The organism is Paenibacillus lupini (assembly GCF_011761355.1).
Lineage (GTDB): Bacteria > Bacillota > Bacilli > Paenibacillales > Paenibacillaceae > Pristimantibacillus > Pristimantibacillus lupini.
Genome location: NZ_JAASRW010000008.1, coordinates 140,577 through 160,531 on the forward strand (window position 1 = coordinate 140,577; position 19,955 = coordinate 160,531).

Below are 19,955 nucleotides of genomic sequence, written 5' to 3' on the forward strand. Positions count from 1 at the left end.
AAAAAAGAGCATGACATGCTCAATAGCATGCTGCTCTTTGCCCAGGCGACCGGCCGTATGTTCCGATGCTCCACCGTGGTTACCCACTTCCGTCGCCAGTTACATCGGAAACCGTCTTTGTTACCTCCATGATAGCCGATTCATCGTTATAAATCAATCGCTTAAATGGCTAAATTCAGCCTAATTTCAGCATGGAATTTCATCCCTTTTTGAGCATCCTCAGCAAGGTTTTCAAACTCACTTCAATCTCTGAAGCACAGCTTTCATACATGCTAAGTGTACCGCCAAAAGGATCGGCAATATCAAAGCTTGGAATGCGGCGTTCAAGCTCAAGGAGCCGTGTCCGCTCTGCAGTCGACAGCTGCTGACCCAGCACCTGCTTCATATGCATCTCAGTATACAGACGCTCTAACTCCTCAATATCCGCCTGTACATCCGTATCTTGATTGACGTATTCCTTAAGCGTATAGGCTTTATCCACCGCCTCAGGAAACCAATTAATCAGATTTCGTTTATGCCCCGATGTCATGGTCAGAATCAAGTCTGCCCAAGCAACAATTTCACCGCTAAGCGCTCGTGAAGAACCTTGAGGTTCAACGGCTTTGCCTCGCAGCGTTGTAGCCGCATGAGCCGAGATCGGCAGCCCGTCAATTGTTGACACCCCCGCTGAACGAACCTCAAGCGGAACGCCCTGCTGCTTTGCCATCGCTCTCAGCATAGCTTCAGCCATCGGGGATCGGCATGTATTGCCGGTACAAACAAACAAGATGCGTGTCATGCTGCATTCCCCTTTCTGTGCGGCTAATCTGTCTTATTTTTAAAGTATGAATAAAAGTCCAAATATTAATAAAATCGCCCCGCCAAGCGCTTCACCATACCCTCCGAGGTTTTGGCTCACCCTGCGCCCAAGCAGGAGGCCACACACGGACATTAATCCGCCGAAAAAACCAAATAGCAGTACAGTCAGCACGATATCTGCTGCAAACATACCAAGTGTTACGCCAACAGAAAAGGAATCGATACTAACGCTAAACGCGAATAAAAACGTTCCAATCGAGGAACGGTAGTCGATCGATTGAACAGCCTCTCCCCTAAGCGCACTGTAAATCATATGCCCGCCCAAAAGCAGCAGCAGCACTCCTGCCGCCATTGTAGCCACATCGCCAAGCAGACCACTGACGAAATGCCCGGCGTACATCCCTGCCAGCGGCATGATGACATGGAACAGTGCAATGATCGCACTTAGCCGCAGCACATCACGAAGACGAATCCCTTTAAGTCCAATTCCAATCCCTAACGAAAATGCATCCATGCCTAGCGCAACCGCCATTATGAGCAGTGTCGCGAATTGTCCAGCATGTAAAGTTGCATCTGTCACGCTATCGCCCCCATGTCCACATCCATTCTTAACCAAGATATGCGGACAAGGGGACAAACATACTACTCTATAACCGGACGATTTGATGCCCTGCAGCTTTCGCCAGACGGTTCATAAGAGCAAGTCCAATCCCTTCCTCTGAGCAGCCTTCCGCCCAAATACGCTGTACACCTTCAGCATCAAATCGGCGAAGTGCTGCATAAAGCCGGTGCGCTGCCTGTTCCAAATGCTGCTCGCTTCCGTAGGTTAACACGAGATCGGCATCAAAGGAGGCTGTTCTTTCATCGAAAGTAAGGACACCTGTTTTGAGTTCTGTTGCTCTTGTTCCATTCACTTGCTCCTGAATGTAACGTACTGCTTCGGCTCGATCACCCTGAACGATCACGAGATCACCCTGCGGAGCATAATGCGTATATTTCATACCTGGCGACCGCGGCGCTTCGGTCACTTCGGAAGTGGTGGGAGCCGGCGCATCGATGCGGGCCTCTGGTGCCGCATTCTGCAATTGTTCTGCGGTGATGCCGCCTGGACGAAGGACACGAATCGTATTCGAATCCGGCAGCTCAATTACCGTTGATTCCAGTCCAACACCCGTTGCTCCGCCGTCTACAACTCCGCTTATTTTACCGCCAAGATCCTCCAGTACATGCTCTGCAAGTGTAGGACTTGGGCGGCCTGAACGGTTGGCACTTGGTGCGGCCACCGGACAGCCAGACTGCTGTATGAGCGCAAGAGCTGCCGGATGATCCGGCATTCGTACACCAACAGTGGAAAGCCCTGCTGTAACTAGAGGTGACACCGCTTCAGGATGCACCGGCAGCACGAGCGTCAGAGGCCCGGGCCACAGCTGCTTCATCAGTCTTCCGGCAAGCTCTGGATAAGGGAGTACCAGTTCATCTAGCTGCCGTTCGTCGGCAATATGCACGATAAGCGGGTTATCCGAAGGGCGTCCCTTCGCTTTGAAAATGGACTCTACCGCTTTCGTATTACGTGCATCGGCCCCAAGGCCGTATACCGTTTCCGTCGGAAAAGCAACCAATTCGCCTGCGCGCAGAAGGGCCGCTGCTTCCTCTAATTGCTCGGCCAGCATCTCCGGATTACTCCCGTCCATGACCTGCCAAACCTTTGTAGTCGTCATCTCTATCCTTCAATCCCTGCTATTAAAGTTCATCTACTGCCCCCATTATAGCATATGCCTTCTAAATTGCAGAGCAGCAGCCCTCCATCAGCGCTTGCATGCATAAGTGGAGGGCCGCCATTTTGCGAATTATGAGAACAGGCTTTTCAGCCAATGAATGAACTGTTGAATCATTTCCCACAGGAAGAACTTTGCTTCAGGTGCTTCGCCTTGGCCTTGGTCATCCTTTGCTTGCTGCACGGAAACTTCGGCTTTGCTGTCAGCTGCTTTTTCAACTTTCCCATTGTTGTCTTGCTTTTGATCAGCTGAAGCGGTTTTAACAGTCTCTGCTTTCGCAGCGTCGGCATCCGGATCAGCGGCTGCAGCTTCACCTGTTGCTGCGTCGATGAAGCAAAGCGGCGGGAACAATACACACCACCAGTTTTGGCCTTGACCTTCACCAAGTGTAATCAGAAGAGCTTCATAGTTGCCTGCAGGGTATACCTCATTGCTGTACATTTTGGTAGGGAACGGAACCATGCCAAGCTCTGCATGATACGAGTAATCAAACCCGCGGCTTGTCAGAACTTCAGCAACAATCTCCTCAATTTCACCCATATGATCATGCACCGTTTGGCGCGCTTGTTCAATTGTTTGTGGACCTGTCACCCAGCTGTCCATCGCTTTAACAACAGCATCACGAACAACACGTTTCACCGCTTGATCAGCAGGTGCGTCCGAATTAGCGAGAATACGAAGACGAATGGATTCTTGCGGAATAAGAGTATCTACCACCGCTGCATCTGTACGTTGCTGCTCCCAGCTCATTACCAGAACAAATAATACAATAATCAACAAACCATAAGATTTACGGAAATAAAATAGGGAATTAGTGCGGTTCATATGACACAAGCTCCTCTCGATGGCACCCGTCAGTGCCTCAGCTTGCGTTCCGGAACGTATCTATCCGTCATTATGTCCGGGATCTCCACTCTATAAACCTAGCAGCGAAAATGAAAATGATAGAGTTTGTTTTCATGAATGGGAGGGGCGGGAATGCACGAGGGATGCGGACGAGTTAAGGTCCCTGAGGGATTTTAACTGTGTGAGATGAGTAGCTAGGTTGGCTTTTTAGGTCCCTGGGGGACCTTAACTTTACGGCGATGGCATGGTGGGGTGGCGATTTGGGCGGGGGCGGACGAGTTAAGGTCCCTGAGGGGCCTTAATTATGCGAAATGAGTAGCTAGTTTGGTCTTTAAGGTCCTTGGGGGACCTTAACTTTACGGCGATGGCATGGTGGGGTGGCGATTCGGGCGGGGGCGGACGAGTTAAGGTCCCTGAGGGATTTTAACTGTGTGAGATGAGTAGCTAGTTTGGCCTTTAAGGGCCCTGGGGGACCTTAACTTTACGGCGATGGCATGGTGGGGCGGCGATTTGGGCGGGGGCGGACGAGTTAAGGTCCCTGAGGGGCCTTAATTATGCGAAATGAGTAGCTAGTTTGGATTTTAAGGTCCCTGGGGGACCTTAACTTTGCGGCGATGGCATGGTGGGGTGGCGATTCGGGCTGGGACGGACGAGTTAAAGTCCCTGAGGGGCCATAACTATGTAAAATGAGTAGCTAGTTTGGATTTTAAGGTCCTTGGGGGACCTTAACTTTGCGGCGATGGCATGGTGGGGTAGCGATTCGGGCTGGGGCGGACGAGATAAGGTCCCTGTGGGATTTTAATTGTGTGAGATGAGTAGCTAGTTTGGCCTTTAAGGGCCCTGGGGGACCTTAACTTTGCGGCGATGGCATGAGGTGGCGGGAGTCCGGGCTACGGCGAGGTTAGTTTCCGAGTAGATAAGACCCTCGCAGGGTCTTATTGGAGCTATTTCAAGAGCAAACCGGTGCAATAAAGCCCTCTGGGGGTCTTATTTGCAACAGTGGCCAGGGATTCGGACGGATATTCAGGATGTAAGGCAGAATAAGACCCTCTCAGGGTCTTATTGGATGTCATATAAGACCAAGCTGGCGCAATAAGACCTTCGGAGGGTCTTATTTGCTACAACGGTCAAAGGTTGGTCAGAGCAATGACTGAAAACAAAAAACACGCTGTCCCTCGTCAATGAGACGAGGGACAGCGTGTTTGATTAATAAGCGGGCTGACTAATCCCCGCTTGTACGAATGGCAATGACATGGCGCTCGATGCCGCCATAGTCGGTAATGATGCGAATGTCGTCCCATTCGCCGACATTCCGCAGCAGCGCGGCAACGTCGTGAGCTTGGCCCATGCCAAGCTCAAAGGCGACAATACGCGGCAGCTGCACGAGAGCCGGCAGCTGCTCCACCATGCGGCGGTACGGATCCAGCCCGTCCGCTCCGCCATCCAGCGCGAGGCGCGGCTCAAAGTCGCGCACCTCGGGCTGCAGGCCCTCGAGATCATCCGCCGGGATATACGGCGGATTGGACACGAGCACATCGATGCGGATGTCATCCGCATCGGGTGCTCCTGCGGCGCCGTGCTTCGCAAACGGCGCCAGCAGGTCGCCCTGCACGAATGCCATGCGCCCCGCCGCCTCATGGCGGGCCGCATTCGTGCGGGCGACAGCAAGCGCGTCCGGCGACAGGTCGGACGCGCAGACGCGCCAGCGCGGACGCTGCGAAGCCAGCGTCACGCCGATGGCGCCAGTGCCCGTGCCGACGTCGACGACCATCGGCATAGCTTCACCATCAGGCGGCCACAGACGATCGGCCGCCTCAAGCACGGCCTCGACGAGCAGCTCCGTCTCGGGCCGTGGAATAAGCGTAGCCGGCGTTACCGTAAACGGCCGGCCGTAGAACCATTCCTCGCCGATGATATATTGCACCGGCTCCCCAGCCGCCTTACGGCGGATCAGCTTCACCCATTCCTCGGCATGCTCAGCCGGGAACGGTTCGCTCCATACAAGCAGTAGCTTGGACCGCTCCAGGCCAAGCAAATGCATGAGCAGCCGCTCCACATTCGAGTGCGGCTCCATAACGCCAAGCCCCTGCAAAAACGAAGAAGCCTGCATGCAGGCTTCCCTAATTGAAAACGACGGCTCAAAAAACGCCTGTTCGTTCTTATGATCACTCATCTTTATAGCGTCCCTTCATTAGGCACTCCAAGGAAATAAGTATCTATAGGATACATACTTCCTCGCAGGCTGTTATTAGTTCAGCTCTCTCTCCATCAATTCCGCTTGTTCTGCGATCGTAAGGGAAGACACGATCTCTTCCATATCGCCGTTCATAACAGAATCCAGCTTATGCAGAGTAAGACCAATACGATGGTCTGTCACACGGCTTTGCGGGAAGTTATACGTACGGATACGCTCGCTTCGGTCACCTGTACCAACTTTAAGTTTCCGCTCACCAGCATATTTCGCCTCTTCTTCTTGACGACGAACATCAGAGATACGGGCACGAAGAACTTGAAGTGCCTTCGCTTTGTTCTCATTTTGCGATTTGCCGTCTTGGCAAGTCGCCATGATACCAGTCGGCACGTGAAGAACACGAACCGCCGATTTCGTTGTATTTACAGACTGACCACCTGCACCACTGGAGCAGAAGGTATCAACCCGAATATCTTTATCGAGAATTTCAACTTCGACTTCTTCAACCTCCGGCATAACCGATACGGTTGAAGTCGACGTATGAATACGGCCGCCGGATTCCGTTACTGGAATACGTTGTACACGGTGTGCGCCGCTCTCATATTTCATTTTGCTGTATGCGCCTTTACCGGTAATCATGAAGATTACCTCTTTAAAGCCGCCCAGATCATTTTCGTTCAAATCCATTAGTTCGCAGCGCCAGCCTTGCGCATCTGCAAACTTCGTATACATCCGATATAACTCATAAGCGAACAATGCAGCTTCGTCGCCGCCTGCAGCGCCGCGGATCTCAACGATAACGTTCTTGTCATCGTTAGGGTCTTTCGGCAGAAGAACGATACGAATCTTCTCGTCCAATTCAGCCTTACGCGTGGAAAGCTCATCGATCTCCATCTTTACCATTTCGCGCATTTCGTCGTCGAGCTTCTCGCCTTGCATCACTTTCGCATCCTCGAGCTGCTCCGACACTTGCTTATATTCTGTGAAGGCTTCATAAGCCACTTGTAAATCCGATTGCTCCTTGGAATACTCCCGCAGGCGCTTCGGATCACTTGCTACATCCGGATCGCACAACAGTTCACTTAACTTCTCGTAACGGTCTGCGAGCGCTTGTAAACGGTCCAACACAATGATTCACCTCTATAGTTCCCATTTTAAAATGAATGAAACGCGCACCTGCCATAAGACAGCGAAGCCGTTTCATCTTGTAACACTCATTATAGCACATTAGACCTGTATTTTCGACTGGTGTATTTGCCTAAGTCGTGAGAAAAGGACTCCGCGCTATCCCTAAGGAAAACGGAGCCCCTCACCTTTTTTATTTCTTATTTTTTCTTGCTGCCAGAACAAGTGCCGCAGCCCCAAGCACCACTGCGATAATCGACAGTGTCAGCGGGAGCACCGAGTCAGAATCCGAATTCGAGTCCTTCGTTTCATCCGCAGTTGCAGCAGCGCCGTGGCCGTGGCCGTCGCCTTCAGCTGTTGCTGCCGTTACAGTCGTTACAGAAGCCGGCTTATCAGAGCCATCTGCGCCAACCCATTCGACAACCTTATTATCGCTGTACGTTTGGTAAGCTTTCCATACCAATTGCGTAGCATCCTCGTTAACCTTGCCGCTCATGCGGAATTCCGTGAACTCCGTTTCGCTGAGCCCTTTGTCCTCTGCCGTCCAAGTAATGCTAGTTACAACGCCATCCGCGTTTTTCTCCAGTTCACTCGTCCAGCCTGGCTTTGGCTCAACCCGTGATACAACCGCACCGTCTGCAATCTTCACTTGCACCTTAACGGTATTCACGCCTTTTTCTTCGCTTGGCACGCGAACGGCAAACACCTGGTAAGAATTCGCCGGCACAGTAGGCGGTTGTACGGTCACGTGGGCACTGGCAATACCAGCAAACATCATCAAGCTAACCGCCATCGTAGCCGCAATCACCCATTTTTTCATTTTATTCATCATCACACATCCCTCTCTATTTCCCTCGTCTTGTCTGTCTCTCTCGTTCCCTGCTTGCTTCTCAGTATAAGATCAAGCATGCAGAATGACATGACTCGAAAGGGCTACCCGGATATGACGAATATGTGACTGCATGGACTAATAATTGCGGAACTGTGTTTCTCTAACAATTTCATTATCCTCTTGATCCATGACGCGAATTTCAGCCATCCATTTCCCCGCATAAGGCAGGAACGTTCCCTCAGCACGGTAAGCAGCTCTCTTATAACCTGGGAACGAATCATACGCATCCTCGTCCACACGCTCCAGCGGCACATCGATTGGTGCATCTTCACGGCTGTCCGAGCGCAGTCTTAACACAACTGACTTCGGCTCTCCGATTTTCTCCGGCAGCCACACTTGAAGGGTTATCGTGTTATCTGTGCCCGGCACGTTAGGCGATACGTTGAACGTTACATGCATATCGTCGCCCATTTGATGATAGTTATACGGCTCATTGGCAGGCAGCGGGCTCATATACGTAAACACCGCAGCAATCGCCACGATACACGCCATCAGAACCAGATCTGCCTTAAGAAGCGTGCCTGCAGGGAACCCGCTGCGCTTCATCCGAATACGAAGCATGGTGCCTGTCACAAGCACGGCGATAACGAGGACCGTTTTAACTGTCAGCAGTCCTCCCCAAGTCGTGAGCCACAAATAAGACAGCTTAGGCAGGAAGAGCAGCGTCATCGTAACTCCGCTGACCACGAGGACAGCAAGGGAGATTAATGCCCCCTGTGAAAAGCTTGCTCCAAACCTGCCCGCTTCCTTCCGATCGGTGTACCAGACGTACAAGAGAACAGCCAGGCCGCCTGCCCACACCGCGGATGCCAGCAAATGAATGAAGTCGAACGAGATCGTAAGAGTCTTCGGATCATTTGCAGCCGGATGGCCGATCAGACTTTCTACGCCAAGCAGCAGGACAACCCAAAGCAGACGAACAAACCGCTCATTAAAGCGCTGTGCAACAAATCCGAGAAGCGCCAGAACAATAAGCTCCAGCCATGCCCGGCCAGTTGTCGTATCCGTAAACATCTTACCCCACGCTGAGATAGGCTGCCCTTTCATCAGCTCATTGACCTGCAGGAAAATATGCAATAGCACGGTCACAAGAAGTGCCCGCAGCCCGATCACTGACAACCGCTTAAAGGCCGACTGTAATGACTCGCTTGGCTTACGGATAAAAGCTTGCCATAACGCCGTGCCAGCTGCCATCAGCAGCGCTGCATAATATAGAACCCGTACGACATACAGCAAGTTTTGCTGCATGCCTTTTGACGTATTCGTGTTAGCGGCAAAAGTCTCCGCATCCTTCCAGTTTGGCGGATTCCCAACAACAAACACATAAGAACCGCTGACCGGATGCCCGTCTTCTGAGATGATATGGTAGGAGACGGAATAGACACCTTCTGCAAGGGATGGCAGCGGGAGCTTAAGTGTTGTCCCGCCATTCTCTAGTGCTGGTTCATCCGTTTTTATTTTATTCGACTGGGAGTCGACCACCTCAACAGATCCTGCTCCTGGCTCCACCGCCTCGTTAAAAGAAAGCTCAACAAAAGGCGGAGACTGTGCAAGCTTGGCATTTGCAGCCGGAACCGTCTTCTCCAGCGTAGCATGTGCGAAGGCTTGCGGCGCCCCCGCAAGGACAAATAAGACAAGCAGCAAAAAGGCTGCTCCTATACGTTTGTGTAAGGTATGTAGATTCGTATTCATAATTCCGATCATACTCCTATTCTTCAGCTTCCCTCCATTGTACGCCTAAGATAAACTCCCTGCATGACTCGTTAGAGCTAGGCAGCAGCGAAGTGGGCTGAATTCATATGAACAGAGCAAAACGGTATTGCTCTCCTAAAGAGAACAATACCGTTTATTTCTGTTGCTATTAGACGTTGAAGCGGAAATGCATAACGTCGCCGTCCTGCACGACATACTCTTTGCCTTCGAGGCGCAGCTGGCCTCTTTCTTTTGCAACGTTCATTGTACCGGCAGCAGCCAGATCCTCGAACGATACAACTTCAGCACGAATGAAGCCGCGCTCAAAGTCAGTATGAATAACGCCCGCAGCTTGCGGAGCTTTCATACCTTTGCGGATCGTCCAGGCACGAACTTCTTGCACGCCTGCTGTGAAGTAAGTGTACAGGCCAAGCAGCTTATAAGCTGCGTTGATCAGACGGTTAAGGCCAGATTCCTGAAGGCCAAGCTCTTCGAGGAACATCGCTTTGTCTTCGCCTTCCAGCTCAGCGATCTCTTCTTCTACCTTCGCGCTGATTGGCACGACTTGTGCACCTTCAGCAGCAGCGAATTCACGAACGATCTGTACAAACTTGTTGTTATCTGTATCAGCAACTTCCGACTCAGCTACGTTTGCTGCATACAGCACCGGCTTCATCGTGAGCAGATGAAGATCACGGATAATCTGCTTTTCGTCATCGGACAGTTCAACACTACGTGCTGGCTGATCGTTGTATAGCGCATCTTTGACACGTTCCAGTACGTCTACCTCAAGCGCGATTTTTTTGTCGCCGCCCTTCAGGTTTTTACGGGAACGATCGATTTTCTTCTCAACAGAGTCGATATCTGCCAGAATGAGCTCCAGGTTAATCGTCTGGATATCGCCCAGCGGATCGATTTTACCGTTCACATGCGTAATGTTCTCGTCTTCGAAGCAGCGAACAACGTGAACGATCGCGTCAACCTCACGGATATGAGCAAGGAACTTGTTGCCAAGGCCTTCGCCTTTGCTCGCGCCTGCTACAAGGCCGGCAATATCAACAAATTCAAATGCTGTTGGCACTGTTTTGTTCGGCTGTACCAATTCTGTCAATTTGTCCAGACGGTAGTCTGGCACTTCTACGACACCTACGTTAGGGTCGATTGTACAGAATGGATAGTTAGCAGACTCCGCGCCCGCTTGCGTAATTGCATTAAATAAAGTGGACTTACCTACGTTCGGCAGACCCACGACACCAGCTTTCAAAGCCATGCGTTAAGACACCCCATTTTCCGAAGTAACAATCTCACGTCATTATACCCGATGCCCGCCTACAATAAAAGCCCTGTACAATGATGTTCGAACTTCCAAAAATGGGTCTTTGCTGTTACTCCTGCTTTTCGTCAGCCAGACTTTTTGCGGCATACCGCGATGACGTACATCGGGTCGCAGCTTTTGAACAGATGAAGCGGAAGTGGTTCATGGCCGCTGGCTGTAACTAAGTGCTGGCTCGCTCTGCCAAGCGGCAGCCCTACCTTTTCCCGCAGCCAGTTCATGGACAGCAGCCTCGAATCATCAATCGGGTTTTGCCCAAACATCGCTTCAATATCATAATCAAGCAGCAAATCACCAACGAGCTCAGACGTGCGGTATTCGAAACGGTGATATTCGTTAAACGGCTGCTCTTCGAAGTATAGCGGGGGATTCGTCACCGAACGATTTGGCGTTGATACAATAAACAACCCGCCTGGTATAAGCACACGGGCTGATTCACGGATCCATGCTGCTCCCTTCTCCACATGCTCAATCGTTTCAAAGGATATAACAGCATCAAATGTTCCATCGGCAAAAGGCAGCTTCAGGACATCTCCTGTCTCAAAATGAATGCCCTCCCCGCCATAATCCCGCTTTGCAAGCTCGATGGAATGATGGTCTACATCAACACCAACCACTTCAGAAGCACCAGCATGCTTCAAGAGCGCCGATCCATAGCCAGCTCCACAAGCTGCATCAAGGACCCGCAATCCTGCCACATACTTGCATGCCAGCTCATAGCGGTATAAATGCTCCTCATAGACGTCCGTATACTGTTCCTTCACCTGACTATTAATCACTAATCGTTCACCGCTGAAAACAACATCATTCTGCTCTTTCAGCAGTTGATCAGGCACCGCAGCAACCGGAAGCGCAAGCTCCTCGCTTATAGCCGCCACAACCGTGAGTTCTTCGACCTCTGCTTCCTTTACGATCGGTGCAGCTTCGTCCGTAGACTTCTCCAGTCTAATGGCTCCGTTTTGCCCAAGCGTAATAATACTGCTCGACGTCAGGCGGCCCTTCACCGGATTCTGCCCATTCGTTAATCGTTCCAGGAAACTAAAATCCTCGCTGCTAATATCAGAGCCCGGCCGACCTTCCTTCCCGTCATCGATCAGCAGCGTCGATACGTTAGCAAAGCCTGCAGCCGTATAAAGCTCCTTCACCTGTTCGATGGAATAGAGATAGGACGACTGATGCTGAGCATGCCCATTATCAGGCTGCAGGTAGCGAAGCATAAACGGATAATAATGACGGTTTAGAAAAGTGCCCATCAGCCAGCCGTTTGGCTTCAGCAGGCTTTTCAGTTGCTGCATCACCTTGTGGTTGCCGCATACATGCGCATCTCCAACAAGAATACCGTCCAGGCTTCCATCGGGAAAACCCCACTTCGCCGGCTCCTCAGCGGCAAACACCGTGATACCAACCGCCTTAGCCACCTTGGCAGCATGTTCATTTTTCTCCACTCCGTACAAGGCCGCATCAGGAAAACGATGCTTTAAACTGATTAAGGTAGCCCCGCAGCCACAGCCGATCTCAAGAAGCTTCACCTCGCCGCCATTCCCACCACCGACCGGAACGGACGGTACTTCCCTATCCAGCAAGGCCAGCATATCCACATGGATCGTAAGGGCATCGGCGGAAGCAAATCCCCATTTCTCTTTGAACACTTGATTATTCCGGGCAAATAACTGCAAATACGAAGTCGGATCGGACTTAAAGCTGACGCTTCCGTAATGATGGATAAACGTATCCTTGCACAGCAGCAGCTTATATCCGAGAAGCCGCAGGCGCAGCGACAAATCATCATCCTCATAATTGCCAATGCCAAATCGCTCATCCATCCCGCCAACTGCTTCAAAGGCTTCCCTCCGCAGCAGCATACAAAAGCCAATCAGCTTCAGCCGCTCTTCCAGGGGAGTGCCGCCGCCAGACTGTCGAACCGATTCCGAGAACTGATCCAATTCCTCAAGTGTCGTATAATGGCTTGGAATTTGCGTCCAGTAATAGGCGGAATTCGTCACAGGCCCTACTGCTCCAACGGAAGAATCACTAAACAACCCTCGCTTCAAACCGTCCAGCCAGCCCGGTGTAACGAGGGTATCATTGTTTAACAGCAGGATCAGCTCGCCTGAAGCGGCAGCCGCCCCTTGATTGCAGCCTTTTGGAAAACCTGCATTATAACTATTCTCGATGACATGGATACTCAGCTCTTCTTTCGCCCAAGCAGCTGTCCCATCATCTGAGCCATTATCGACAAGAATCAATTCGTAGCTTCCTGTCGCTGTATGCCTTCTGATACTTTCCACGCATGATCGTGTATAATCAAGCCCGCCCCGAGTCACAAGAATAATGCTCGTCACTAACTGCTCGCCCATATCTCCACCGCCTGGCATAGGTTCATGCCATCAGCATATGTAGAAGGAGTCTGGACCGTATAGCACGTTAGCCTACTGCGTCACGACGTTATTTCACGGAAAGCATTCTATTGCGATTTCTTCACAAAGGACAACCCAAACAAATAACCCGCAAGAACATTAATAATGGCTTCATTCTTATCATCCAAAACAATGCGGATAACCGTTTCAATCGTGCCGTCTGCACTCGTATACAGCTTACCGTAATTAACTGCCGCTACATAATTCAAAACAACAATGACAATCGACAGAAGCAGCGTAAACTGCGTCTCCTTCACACGAATTCCAAATTCACCGTTGCGGAGCATATGGAGACTTGCGCCAAAACCAAATGTTATTGCAAATAAAACAAACAGGAATTTGGTCGTTGTATCCGGATCACCGTTACGGAACAACACTTCATTACTTGCATAAACGACAAGCATGGTGAACAAAAGGAACAAGATGAACACCACATACTTGTATACTGCCGCCTTCTTAACCATATTCTGCACCCCTTATGTTGTCTAACCCGATTGCATGTCTATCGCTCCTCACGCCCATACTAACAAGGAACAAGGAGGTGGAACTAAAGCGATGGAAAATCAAAGCCACAAAGGCAATTATAAAGGGACAACAGCCATGAAGGCAAAGAACCAAGATATGGCATTTGTCAATGATACAATCGAGGATGCGAAGTCCGTCACAAACTTCTCCTCCAAGAACAAGAAAACGGACTAATTTCGGCTGCATCACACAACATAAAACCCCCGCTTGGCCGCTGGGCCAAACGGGGGCTTCTTAGCGTTCAGTGACTTACTTAGTTACGCAATGGCGCTTCTTGCAGCTCCGCTCTTGTTTGAAGGAAACGGAAGAAGGCAACAGATGCTTCTGCTCGCGATACTTGCTTATCGGGCAGGAAGCTGCCATTTGACAGCGTCATGATCTTCAGGCCAACAACAATAGCCGCCTGACCTTTGTTTTCAAACTTGGCTGCATCCTTGAAGTTAATGTTGAACAATTCATCATAATTCGCCAGCGAATTGTAGCCGAGGGCACGTACGATCAGTTCTGCCATTTCTTCACGGTCAACCTTGCCATCTGGATTAAAGGAGCCGTCTCCGATATCAATTAGGTTCTGCTGAAGCGCACTTTCGATGTAGACGTAATACTGACTTTGCTTGCCTACATCATTAAAAGAAGCACTAGTTGCAGAATCAGCACTCTCGTACATAATTGGCGATCTGCCGCTGTTCATCGCAAGCACGAGCATCTTAATGAGCTCTCCGCGAGTGACGATCTCATTCGGACGAACCTTTCCGTCCTTCACATCAAGCGCCTTATAGGCAACCATCAGTTCCAACTGACGTTGTGCCCAGTGGCCGTCTATATCCGTTGCCTTAGGCTTCTCAAGCTGTGTCTTGTCGCCCGTCTCACGGTTACGCCAATCTCCGGATACCGCATCCATGAAGATCGATTCATCAAGCTGGCGCGGCACAAGGCGATAGATCAGCTGCGCATCAGCATTGGACTCGACGTCCGAAGGCTGGATCTCACCGGCAGCAAGCATCACTTTATATTTCTCCACTGGGATCGGCTGTCCCTGATAGACATAATTTTGCGTCAAATAATACGTCAATTCCGTCCGGTAGTATGTCATCCACTTCACAATCGCTTGAGCTGGCGTTATGACTTTTGGTGCAGTCTCCGGATACTTGTAAGGATTGATGCTTGCATCATAGCTGCGTACAACACCTGTATTCGCATCGATTGTAATGTTCACATTGTCATAATCGGTTATTGCACCGTTTACCTTGTGTACAAAGTTAAAGTAATAAGAGTCGATATTCTGTACCTTGTCCGGATTATATTGCGACTTATCCCGTTTCACAATATAAAGCTCATCCGCTACCCAAGGAAGCTGTTTTTTCATCGCTTCAATTGCCTTAGCCTCTGCTTGATCATAGGACAGCGCAGGTTTTGTATTGGTGGACTTATTATTATACTCATAGAAGTAGAAGCTGCTGACTACACCAGTCCGACTGTCTACTGTTGCGGAAGCAGAACCTATACTTTCCTTGCCGTTCTTCAGCTCCCAATCCAGACGCCAGTTTGCAGAAGCGACACCGGAAGACTCATCCGTATTCTCGGAATAGCTGGAGCTGCTGAATTCTGCATTTGCTGGAAGCGTGAAGGCGGCCAATACCGCTTTCTTCGCTTGGTCCTCTGTAATATTAGAAGCAGCAGGAGCATCGCCAAGTGATTTATCAGATAACGGGGTTTCCGACACCTGATCCGAATTCACATAACTGCTTTGCACTTCCTTGCCTGTTGCAGCATCAATTGCGAAGGCACCCATATCATAGCTCAACACTGGATTACGTGGTCCTTGTACATTGTAAGGGATGATGTATCTAAGCTCTGGCTTTGCCTGCTCGATGAGCTTTGTCTTCGCTTCATCCGCCGTCAGTTTCACATCAACCTTAGGGAATTTAATTGTATCGTCCCACTGCAGGGAATAACGAAGGACATGCCCTTCGCTGTCTACATCCAGTTCAATATAGTTATCGACGTAAGGAATATCGCCAACCATTCGGTCAAATCGCAGTGTATGCCGCACTTCTCCAGTCAGAGGTGGCAGCGACTGCGCACCGTATTCCGGATTATATTTCACTTGATCCTTATACGTTGCCGCAACAGTAGACAAGAAGGAGTAAGCAATTTGCTGCGCTTTGTCCCGCTCTACTTTCAAGGGATAGGTAGGCTTAGCACTTGGGTTATCGAGATAGGCGCTGTAATCAAGAAGCTGGCCGCTATCGGCATTTAGCCTGACGTAGATGCTGCCCTTGCTTTTGCCATTTACCTTGTAGACGAAATCCATTCCCCATACACTACGTTTACCGCTTGCCAGCGTATCAGTCGATAACGAGGCACCTTGCAGGGTATAGTCTTTGGGTATACTTACCAATTGCCGAGCCAATGACTCTGCTTTTTCTTTGGACACTTTCACATCTACAGGGGCAACTGCGCTTACATTGGGCGCAGCAGCATCTCCCGACACTGCCGATACTGCCGGTTTGTCAACGCTTTCAGCAAAAGCCGCTGCAGGCATACTGCTCGTCAGCATAACCGCTGCAGCAAGAGTAACGAGCTTCTTACGATGATTCATCACCATAAATAACCTCCCATGCTTTTCCATTCTTGTTATTCAGCTAAATAGACGCGGCAGATACACCAGAAGTTGCGTCCTAGTCCAAATATTTCAAATGGCAGCAACCGGGCTAAAGTTCCTCTTTCCTCTTATTCCTTGATCGATCCAAGCATGACGCCCTTAACGAAGTAACGCTGCAGAAACGGGTACAGCAGCAAAATCGGAACCGTCGCTACAATGATTGTCGCGTACTTGATTGTCTCCTGGATCAGCCCTTTATCTACATCGGCTACCGTTGACATCATGTCGTCCGTACTGTTCGTAATTAAAATTTCCTGCAGCACCAGCTGCAAAGGATACAAGTCACGGGTGCGCAAATAAATCAAGGCATCCATATATGCGTTCCAATGGCTGACGCCGTAAAACAGGGTCATGACAGCCATAATCGGCAAAGAGACCGGAATAAATATACGGAACAAAATCTTAAAGTCATTCGCTCCATCGATACGCGCCGACTCCTCAAGGGCAAGCGGAATGCTAGCGAATGACGTACGCATGACGAGCAGGTTCCACGTGCTGATGGCAGACGGCAGGATCATCGCCCACCGGTTGTCCAGCAGTCCCAGATTTTTCATATTCAGATAAGTCGGAATTAATCCGCCCGAGAAAAACATCGTAAACACGATCCCGAACATAACCGGGCCAATCAGCTTAACACCTCTGCGCGACAAGGCGTAAGCGGCAAAGCTGGTCATGACTAGGTTTACTGCCGTGCCCCCTATGACATAGATAAGCGTATTCATATAGCCGATCGAGATCATCGGATTCTCGAACACCAGCTTATAGGACTGGAGGCTGAATCCTGTCGGGGCGAGCAATAGCCCCCTGTGCTGTATTAACTCGGCGGGATTACTGAGTGAAGCAAACAGGACATACAGAAACGGATATAACGTTATGATGACCAAAACAAGCATCAGCAGTGTATTGGCGATATCAAATACATGCTCTCTAATTGGAACTCGAGGCTTCAAGGCTGCCGCACCTCCTTTAATGAAACTACCACAAGCTTGTGTTGTTGATTTTCCTGCTGATCTTGTTGGCGGATATAAGCAGGAGGAAATTCAGGATATTATTGAATAAGCCAATGGCGGCAGAGAAACCGTAATCCATCTGAAGCAGACCCCGCCGGTAAACAAAGGTTGAGATGACATCGGCTGTTTCATAAGTCGTTGAATTGTACAGGAGGAGAATCTTCTCCATGCTCCCTCCCGCCATCAGCGTACCGAAGCGAAGAATCAGCATAATCATGATTGTTGGCATAATTCCAGGCACGGTAATATGCCAGATCTGCTTGAACCTACCCGCCCCATCCGACTTGGCCGCTTCATACAGGCTGGGGTCAATTCCGGCAATGGCAGCCAAATAAATAATCGACCCCCAGCCAACGCCTTGCCATATTCCTGAAGCGACATAAATGCTGCGGAACCAATCCGGCATAATGAGATAGGAAACCGGCGAAATGCCAAACATCCCTGTGAGCTGATTGATGATACCGTCGCTCGACAGAAAATCAATCATCATGCCTGACACGACTACAACGGATATGAAATGAGGCAAATAAGTAATCGACTGCACCATATTTCTGAAGAAACGTGTCCTTATTTCATTCAGCAGCAGAGCAAGCACGATTGGAGCCGGGAATCCGAATATCAGCTCATACAGGCTGATCAGCAGCGTATTGCGGATTAACCGCCAGAAATAATAGCTTTCATAAAAGGATTTGAAATGATCAAAACCGGTCCAAGCGCTTCCCCAGATTCCTTTGGCCGGGGAGAAGTCCTTGAATGCGATTTGCAGTCCGTACATCGGCAAATACATAAATACAACGTAATAGACAACGACCGGCAGAAGCATCAAATAGATATATTTATTGCGGGACCATTGCATTTTCATTTGCTGTACCCTCCTTCAGGATGCAAGGCGGAAAATAAACGGGCTTGCCGGAAAAGCGCTGTTCGCGTCCCCAGGAAGCCCGCCGGATCCGGCATTACCGTTTCAGATAGCGTTCATAAGCCGCTTGTTCAATATCCAGCGCCTCCTGAATTCCCATACCTTCTATCGTCTTAACAAACTTATCGAAATGGTCGAGCGGTTCAGCACCCATCACGAACTTATCAAACATCTCATCGCGGTACGTATTGACGTCCGCCATAATAGCAGCCAGTCTGCTTGACTCTTCATTGGTGAAAGTCAGCGGAGGAAGCAGTCCTTCGTTATTGACAGCCATCCAAGTGTTCAGCGCGTCCTTCTGTTGAGGCAGGGAAGCATTCTGCTCCTGATAACGCTTATCCTGAACGAAAGGTCCGCCAAAAGGCACGGCATATTGGCCAATAACTGCCGCAAACGCAAGTCCGTCCGGATTTTTCATCACGATGTCGGTATAAGCAGGGAAGCCGTCTTTCATTTCATAGCTCTCGCCCTCAATACCAAAGTTGAACAGCATGTGACCTTGCTCGCCATATTTGAAATCCAGCCATTTTACCGTTTCCACGACATGTTTGTTATCCTTCGTAATAGCCGCCCCTACACCGTTAAAGATAGGCTCGCGTTGGCCAAGCACAGGCTTGTCACCTTTATTTAACGTCGGATACGGCGCTCCCGCCAAATTGAATTTCGGATTCTTTGCGGCCATTGCCGTCGTATATTTGCCAATCCCGCCGCCTACGGCAAGCTCGGAGGCCCCCAGCACATCGCCGGTCCATTTGGCATCCTTCTGTTTGGCGTCCGTTCCCGCATAATCGCGGTCAATCAGTCCTTCCTCATACCAGCTGCGCATCGTCTGCAGAAACTCCTTGAATGCGGGCTGAATCGGTCCATACACAACCTTGCCGTCCTGCAGATTAAACCTGCCCGTAGTCCCCCAGGCATTCAGAAATACGTTACTGAAATTCAAGAGCGTATCTTTGGCAATCAGCAAAGGAATCTCGTCCTGCTTACCGTTCTGGTTCGGATCCTTTTCCTTAAATGCCTGAAGCACGGCATGCCAATCGTCGATAGTAGCCGGCATCGGCAGCCCGACCGCATCAAGCCAGTCCTGACGGATCCCAAGCCCCTGATACGTGCGGAGATACGGGTCGCTTCTTAAGAACGGGAACGCATAGATACGTCCGTCATCGGTCGATACATCCTTCCGAATATCCGGATTGTCTGCCAGCAGCTTGGACAGATTAGGCGCATACTTGTCAATGTAATCGTTAAGCGGAATAATAACTCCGGCATTCATCGCGCCGACACCGCCGCCCGGGTATTCGTTCCATCCCCATTCGATAATGTCCGGATATTTACCGGAGCTCATCAGCAGATTAAATTGATTTTTTTCCTGTCCGACGGTAGGATGCTGGAACTCGATATGAATACCCGTAAGCTTCTCTGTTTCTTTGTAAGCGGCCATATCATTAAATGATTTCACGCCTGGTGCAGGATTGCCTGACATTTGGACAAAGTCGGTCAGCGTTAATGATTCCGAAACAATTTTACCGCCTGCCGGCTCCTGGGCTGTCCCTGCTTGCTGCGGGGAAGCGGAGGCTTCGCTATTGTTTGATTGGCTGCCGGAGCATGCTGACATTACAATGGTCAAAGCAGTAACCGCCGCGATTGCAGCTGCCTTACTTTTGTTGTTGCTGTTCTTCATGAAAGTACCCCCTAGTCTTATTTGGCTATGAATGCGGCTCACTGCCGCCCGCTTTCAGATTAGCCGCCGGAGAGACAGATCGGATA

The 19,955-nt window shown here is 50.2% G+C and carries 16 protein-coding genes and 1 riboswitch; of the genes, 1 reads left to right on the plus strand and 15 read right to left on the minus strand.

Annotated features, from left to right (window positions below; translation table 11 throughout):
• Window positions 1–32: 32 nt before the first annotated feature.
• A riboswitch (ZMP/ZTP riboswitch) is annotated at window positions 33–113 on the minus strand.
• A gap of 86 nt (window positions 114–199) precedes the next feature.
• From FHS17_RS24060 to FHS17_RS24110, 11 genes are all read right to left on the minus strand, one after another.
• Window positions 200–778 (minus strand): low molecular weight protein arginine phosphatase, encoded by a 579-nt coding sequence (locus FHS17_RS24060; RefSeq protein WP_167281009.1) that lies wholly within the window; start codon window positions 776–778, stop codon window positions 200–202.
• 39 nt (window positions 779–817) lie between these two features.
• The gene (locus tag FHS17_RS24065; protein WP_208420555.1) at window positions 818–1,330 is read right to left on the minus strand and encodes a manganese efflux pump MntP; all 513 of its coding nucleotides are present in this window, start codon (window positions 1,328–1,330) and stop codon (window positions 818–820) included.
• Between the two features lie 115 nt (window positions 1,331–1,445).
• Window positions 1,446–2,516, minus strand: a complete 1,071-nt coding sequence (locus tag FHS17_RS24070; RefSeq protein ID WP_167281011.1) for an L-threonylcarbamoyladenylate synthase — start codon at window positions 2,514–2,516, stop codon at window positions 1,446–1,448.
• A gap of 129 nt (window positions 2,517–2,645) precedes the next feature.
• Window positions 2,646–3,398, minus strand: coding sequence for a stage II sporulation protein R (spoIIR, locus tag FHS17_RS24075; protein ID WP_167281012.1), 753 nt, complete (start codon window positions 3,396–3,398; stop codon window positions 2,646–2,648).
• Between the two features lie 1,243 nt (window positions 3,399–4,641).
• A complete protein-coding gene (gene prmC / locus FHS17_RS24080; RefSeq protein WP_167281013.1) occupies window positions 4,642–5,592 on the minus strand; it encodes a peptide chain release factor N(5)-glutamine methyltransferase in 951 nt (316 codons plus the stop codon).
• A gap of 75 nt (window positions 5,593–5,667) precedes the next feature.
• A complete protein-coding gene (prfA, locus tag FHS17_RS24085) occupies window positions 5,668–6,738 on the minus strand; it encodes a peptide chain release factor 1 (RefSeq protein ID WP_167281014.1) in 1,071 nt (356 codons plus the stop codon).
• 190 nt (window positions 6,739–6,928) lie between these two features.
• Window positions 6,929–7,567, minus strand: a complete 639-nt coding sequence (locus FHS17_RS24090) for a YcnI family copper-binding membrane protein (protein ID WP_208420531.1) — start codon at window positions 7,565–7,567, stop codon at window positions 6,929–6,931.
• Window positions 7,568–7,702: 135 nt separating this feature from the next.
• On the minus strand, window positions 7,703–9,319 hold the full coding sequence (locus FHS17_RS24095; RefSeq protein ID WP_167281015.1) for a copper resistance CopC/CopD family protein: 1,617 nt from the start codon (window positions 9,317–9,319) through the stop codon (window positions 7,703–7,705).
• Between the two features lie 169 nt (window positions 9,320–9,488).
• Window positions 9,489–10,589 carry a redox-regulated ATPase YchF gene (ychF, locus tag FHS17_RS24100; RefSeq protein WP_167281016.1) on the minus strand — a complete coding sequence of 367 codons (1,101 nt, stop codon included), beginning with the start codon at window positions 10,587–10,589 and terminating at the stop codon, window positions 9,489–9,491.
• Between the two features lie 131 nt (window positions 10,590–10,720).
• Complete coding sequence (locus FHS17_RS24105) at window positions 10,721–13,009, minus strand: methyltransferase domain-containing protein (protein ID WP_167281017.1); 2,289 nt, start codon at window positions 13,007–13,009, stop codon at window positions 10,721–10,723.
• 107 nt (window positions 13,010–13,116) lie between these two features.
• The gene (locus FHS17_RS24110) at window positions 13,117–13,533 is read right to left on the minus strand and encodes a hypothetical protein (protein ID WP_167281018.1); all 417 of its coding nucleotides are present in this window, start codon (window positions 13,531–13,533) and stop codon (window positions 13,117–13,119) included.
• A gap of 91 nt (window positions 13,534–13,624) precedes the next feature.
• Here FHS17_RS24110 and FHS17_RS24115 point away from each other — a divergent pair, with 91 nt between their 5' ends.
• Window positions 13,625–13,768, plus strand: a complete 144-nt coding sequence (locus tag FHS17_RS24115) for a hypothetical protein (protein ID WP_015847389.1) — start codon at window positions 13,625–13,627, stop codon at window positions 13,766–13,768.
• 79 nt (window positions 13,769–13,847) lie between these two features.
• On the opposite strand, the gene FHS17_RS24120 is transcribed toward FHS17_RS24115, so the two are convergent.
• From FHS17_RS24120 to FHS17_RS24135, 4 genes are all read right to left on the minus strand, one after another.
• Complete coding sequence (locus tag FHS17_RS24120) at window positions 13,848–16,202, minus strand: S-layer homology domain-containing protein (protein WP_167281019.1); 2,355 nt, start codon at window positions 16,200–16,202, stop codon at window positions 13,848–13,850.
• Window positions 16,203–16,327: 125 nt separating this feature from the next.
• The gene (locus FHS17_RS24125) at window positions 16,328–17,209 is read right to left on the minus strand and encodes a carbohydrate ABC transporter permease (protein WP_415639919.1); all 882 of its coding nucleotides are present in this window, start codon (window positions 17,207–17,209) and stop codon (window positions 16,328–16,330) included.
• 25 nt (window positions 17,210–17,234) lie between these two features.
• Window positions 17,235–18,131, minus strand: coding sequence for an ABC transporter permease (locus tag FHS17_RS24130; protein ID WP_167281020.1), 897 nt, complete (start codon window positions 18,129–18,131; stop codon window positions 17,235–17,237).
• Window positions 18,132–18,225: 94 nt separating this feature from the next.
• Entirely contained in the window at window positions 18,226–19,869 is a 1,644-nt protein-coding gene (locus FHS17_RS24135; RefSeq protein WP_167281021.1) for a type 2 periplasmic-binding domain-containing protein, read from the minus strand.
• Window positions 19,870–19,955: the final 86 nt, after the last annotated feature.

Bases quoted from the DNA above. Each gene is read 5' to 3' on its own strand.
- FHS17_RS24130 (WP_167281020.1), bottom strand. From the start codon at position 18,131: ATGAAAATGCAATGGTCCCGCAATAAATATATCTATTTGATGCTTCTG.
- FHS17_RS24070 (WP_167281011.1), bottom strand. From the start codon at position 2,516: ATGACGACTACAAAGGTTTGGCAGGTCATGGACGGGAGTAATCCGGAG.
- FHS17_RS24090 (WP_208420531.1), bottom strand. From the start codon at position 7,567: ATGATGAATAAAATGAAAAAATGGGTGATTGCGGCTACGATGGCGGTT.
- FHS17_RS24105 (WP_167281017.1), bottom strand. From the start codon at position 13,009: ATGGGCGAGCAGTTAGTGACGAGCATTATTCTTGTGACTCGGGGCGGG.
- spoIIR (WP_167281012.1), bottom strand. From the start codon at position 3,398: ATGAACCGCACTAATTCCCTATTTTATTTCCGTAAATCTTATGGTTTG.
- ychF (WP_167281016.1), bottom strand. From the start codon at position 10,589: ATGGCTTTGAAAGCTGGTGTCGTGGGTCTGCCGAACGTAGGTAAGTCC.
- FHS17_RS24095 (WP_167281015.1), bottom strand. From the start codon at position 9,319: ATGAATACGAATCTACATACCTTACACAAACGTATAGGAGCAGCCTTT.
- prmC (WP_167281013.1), bottom strand. From the start codon at position 5,592: ATGAGTGATCATAAGAACGAACAGGCGTTTTTTGAGCCGTCGTTTTCA.
- FHS17_RS24060 (WP_167281009.1), bottom strand. From the start codon at position 778: ATGACACGCATCTTGTTTGTTTGTACCGGCAATACATGCCGATCCCCG.
- FHS17_RS24120 (WP_167281019.1), bottom strand. From the start codon at position 16,202: ATGGTGATGAATCATCGTAAGAAGCTCGTTACTCTTGCTGCAGCGGTT.
- FHS17_RS24115 (WP_015847389.1), top strand. From the start codon at position 13,625: ATGGAAAATCAAAGCCACAAAGGCAATTATAAAGGGACAACAGCCATG.
- FHS17_RS24065 (WP_208420555.1), bottom strand. From the start codon at position 1,330: ATGGCGGTTGCGCTAGGCATGGATGCATTTTCGTTAGGGATTGGAATT.
- FHS17_RS24110 (WP_167281018.1), bottom strand. From the start codon at position 13,533: ATGGTTAAGAAGGCGGCAGTATACAAGTATGTGGTGTTCATCTTGTTC.
- FHS17_RS24135 (WP_167281021.1), bottom strand. From the start codon at position 19,869: ATGAAGAACAGCAACAACAAAAGTAAGGCAGCTGCAATCGCGGCGGTT.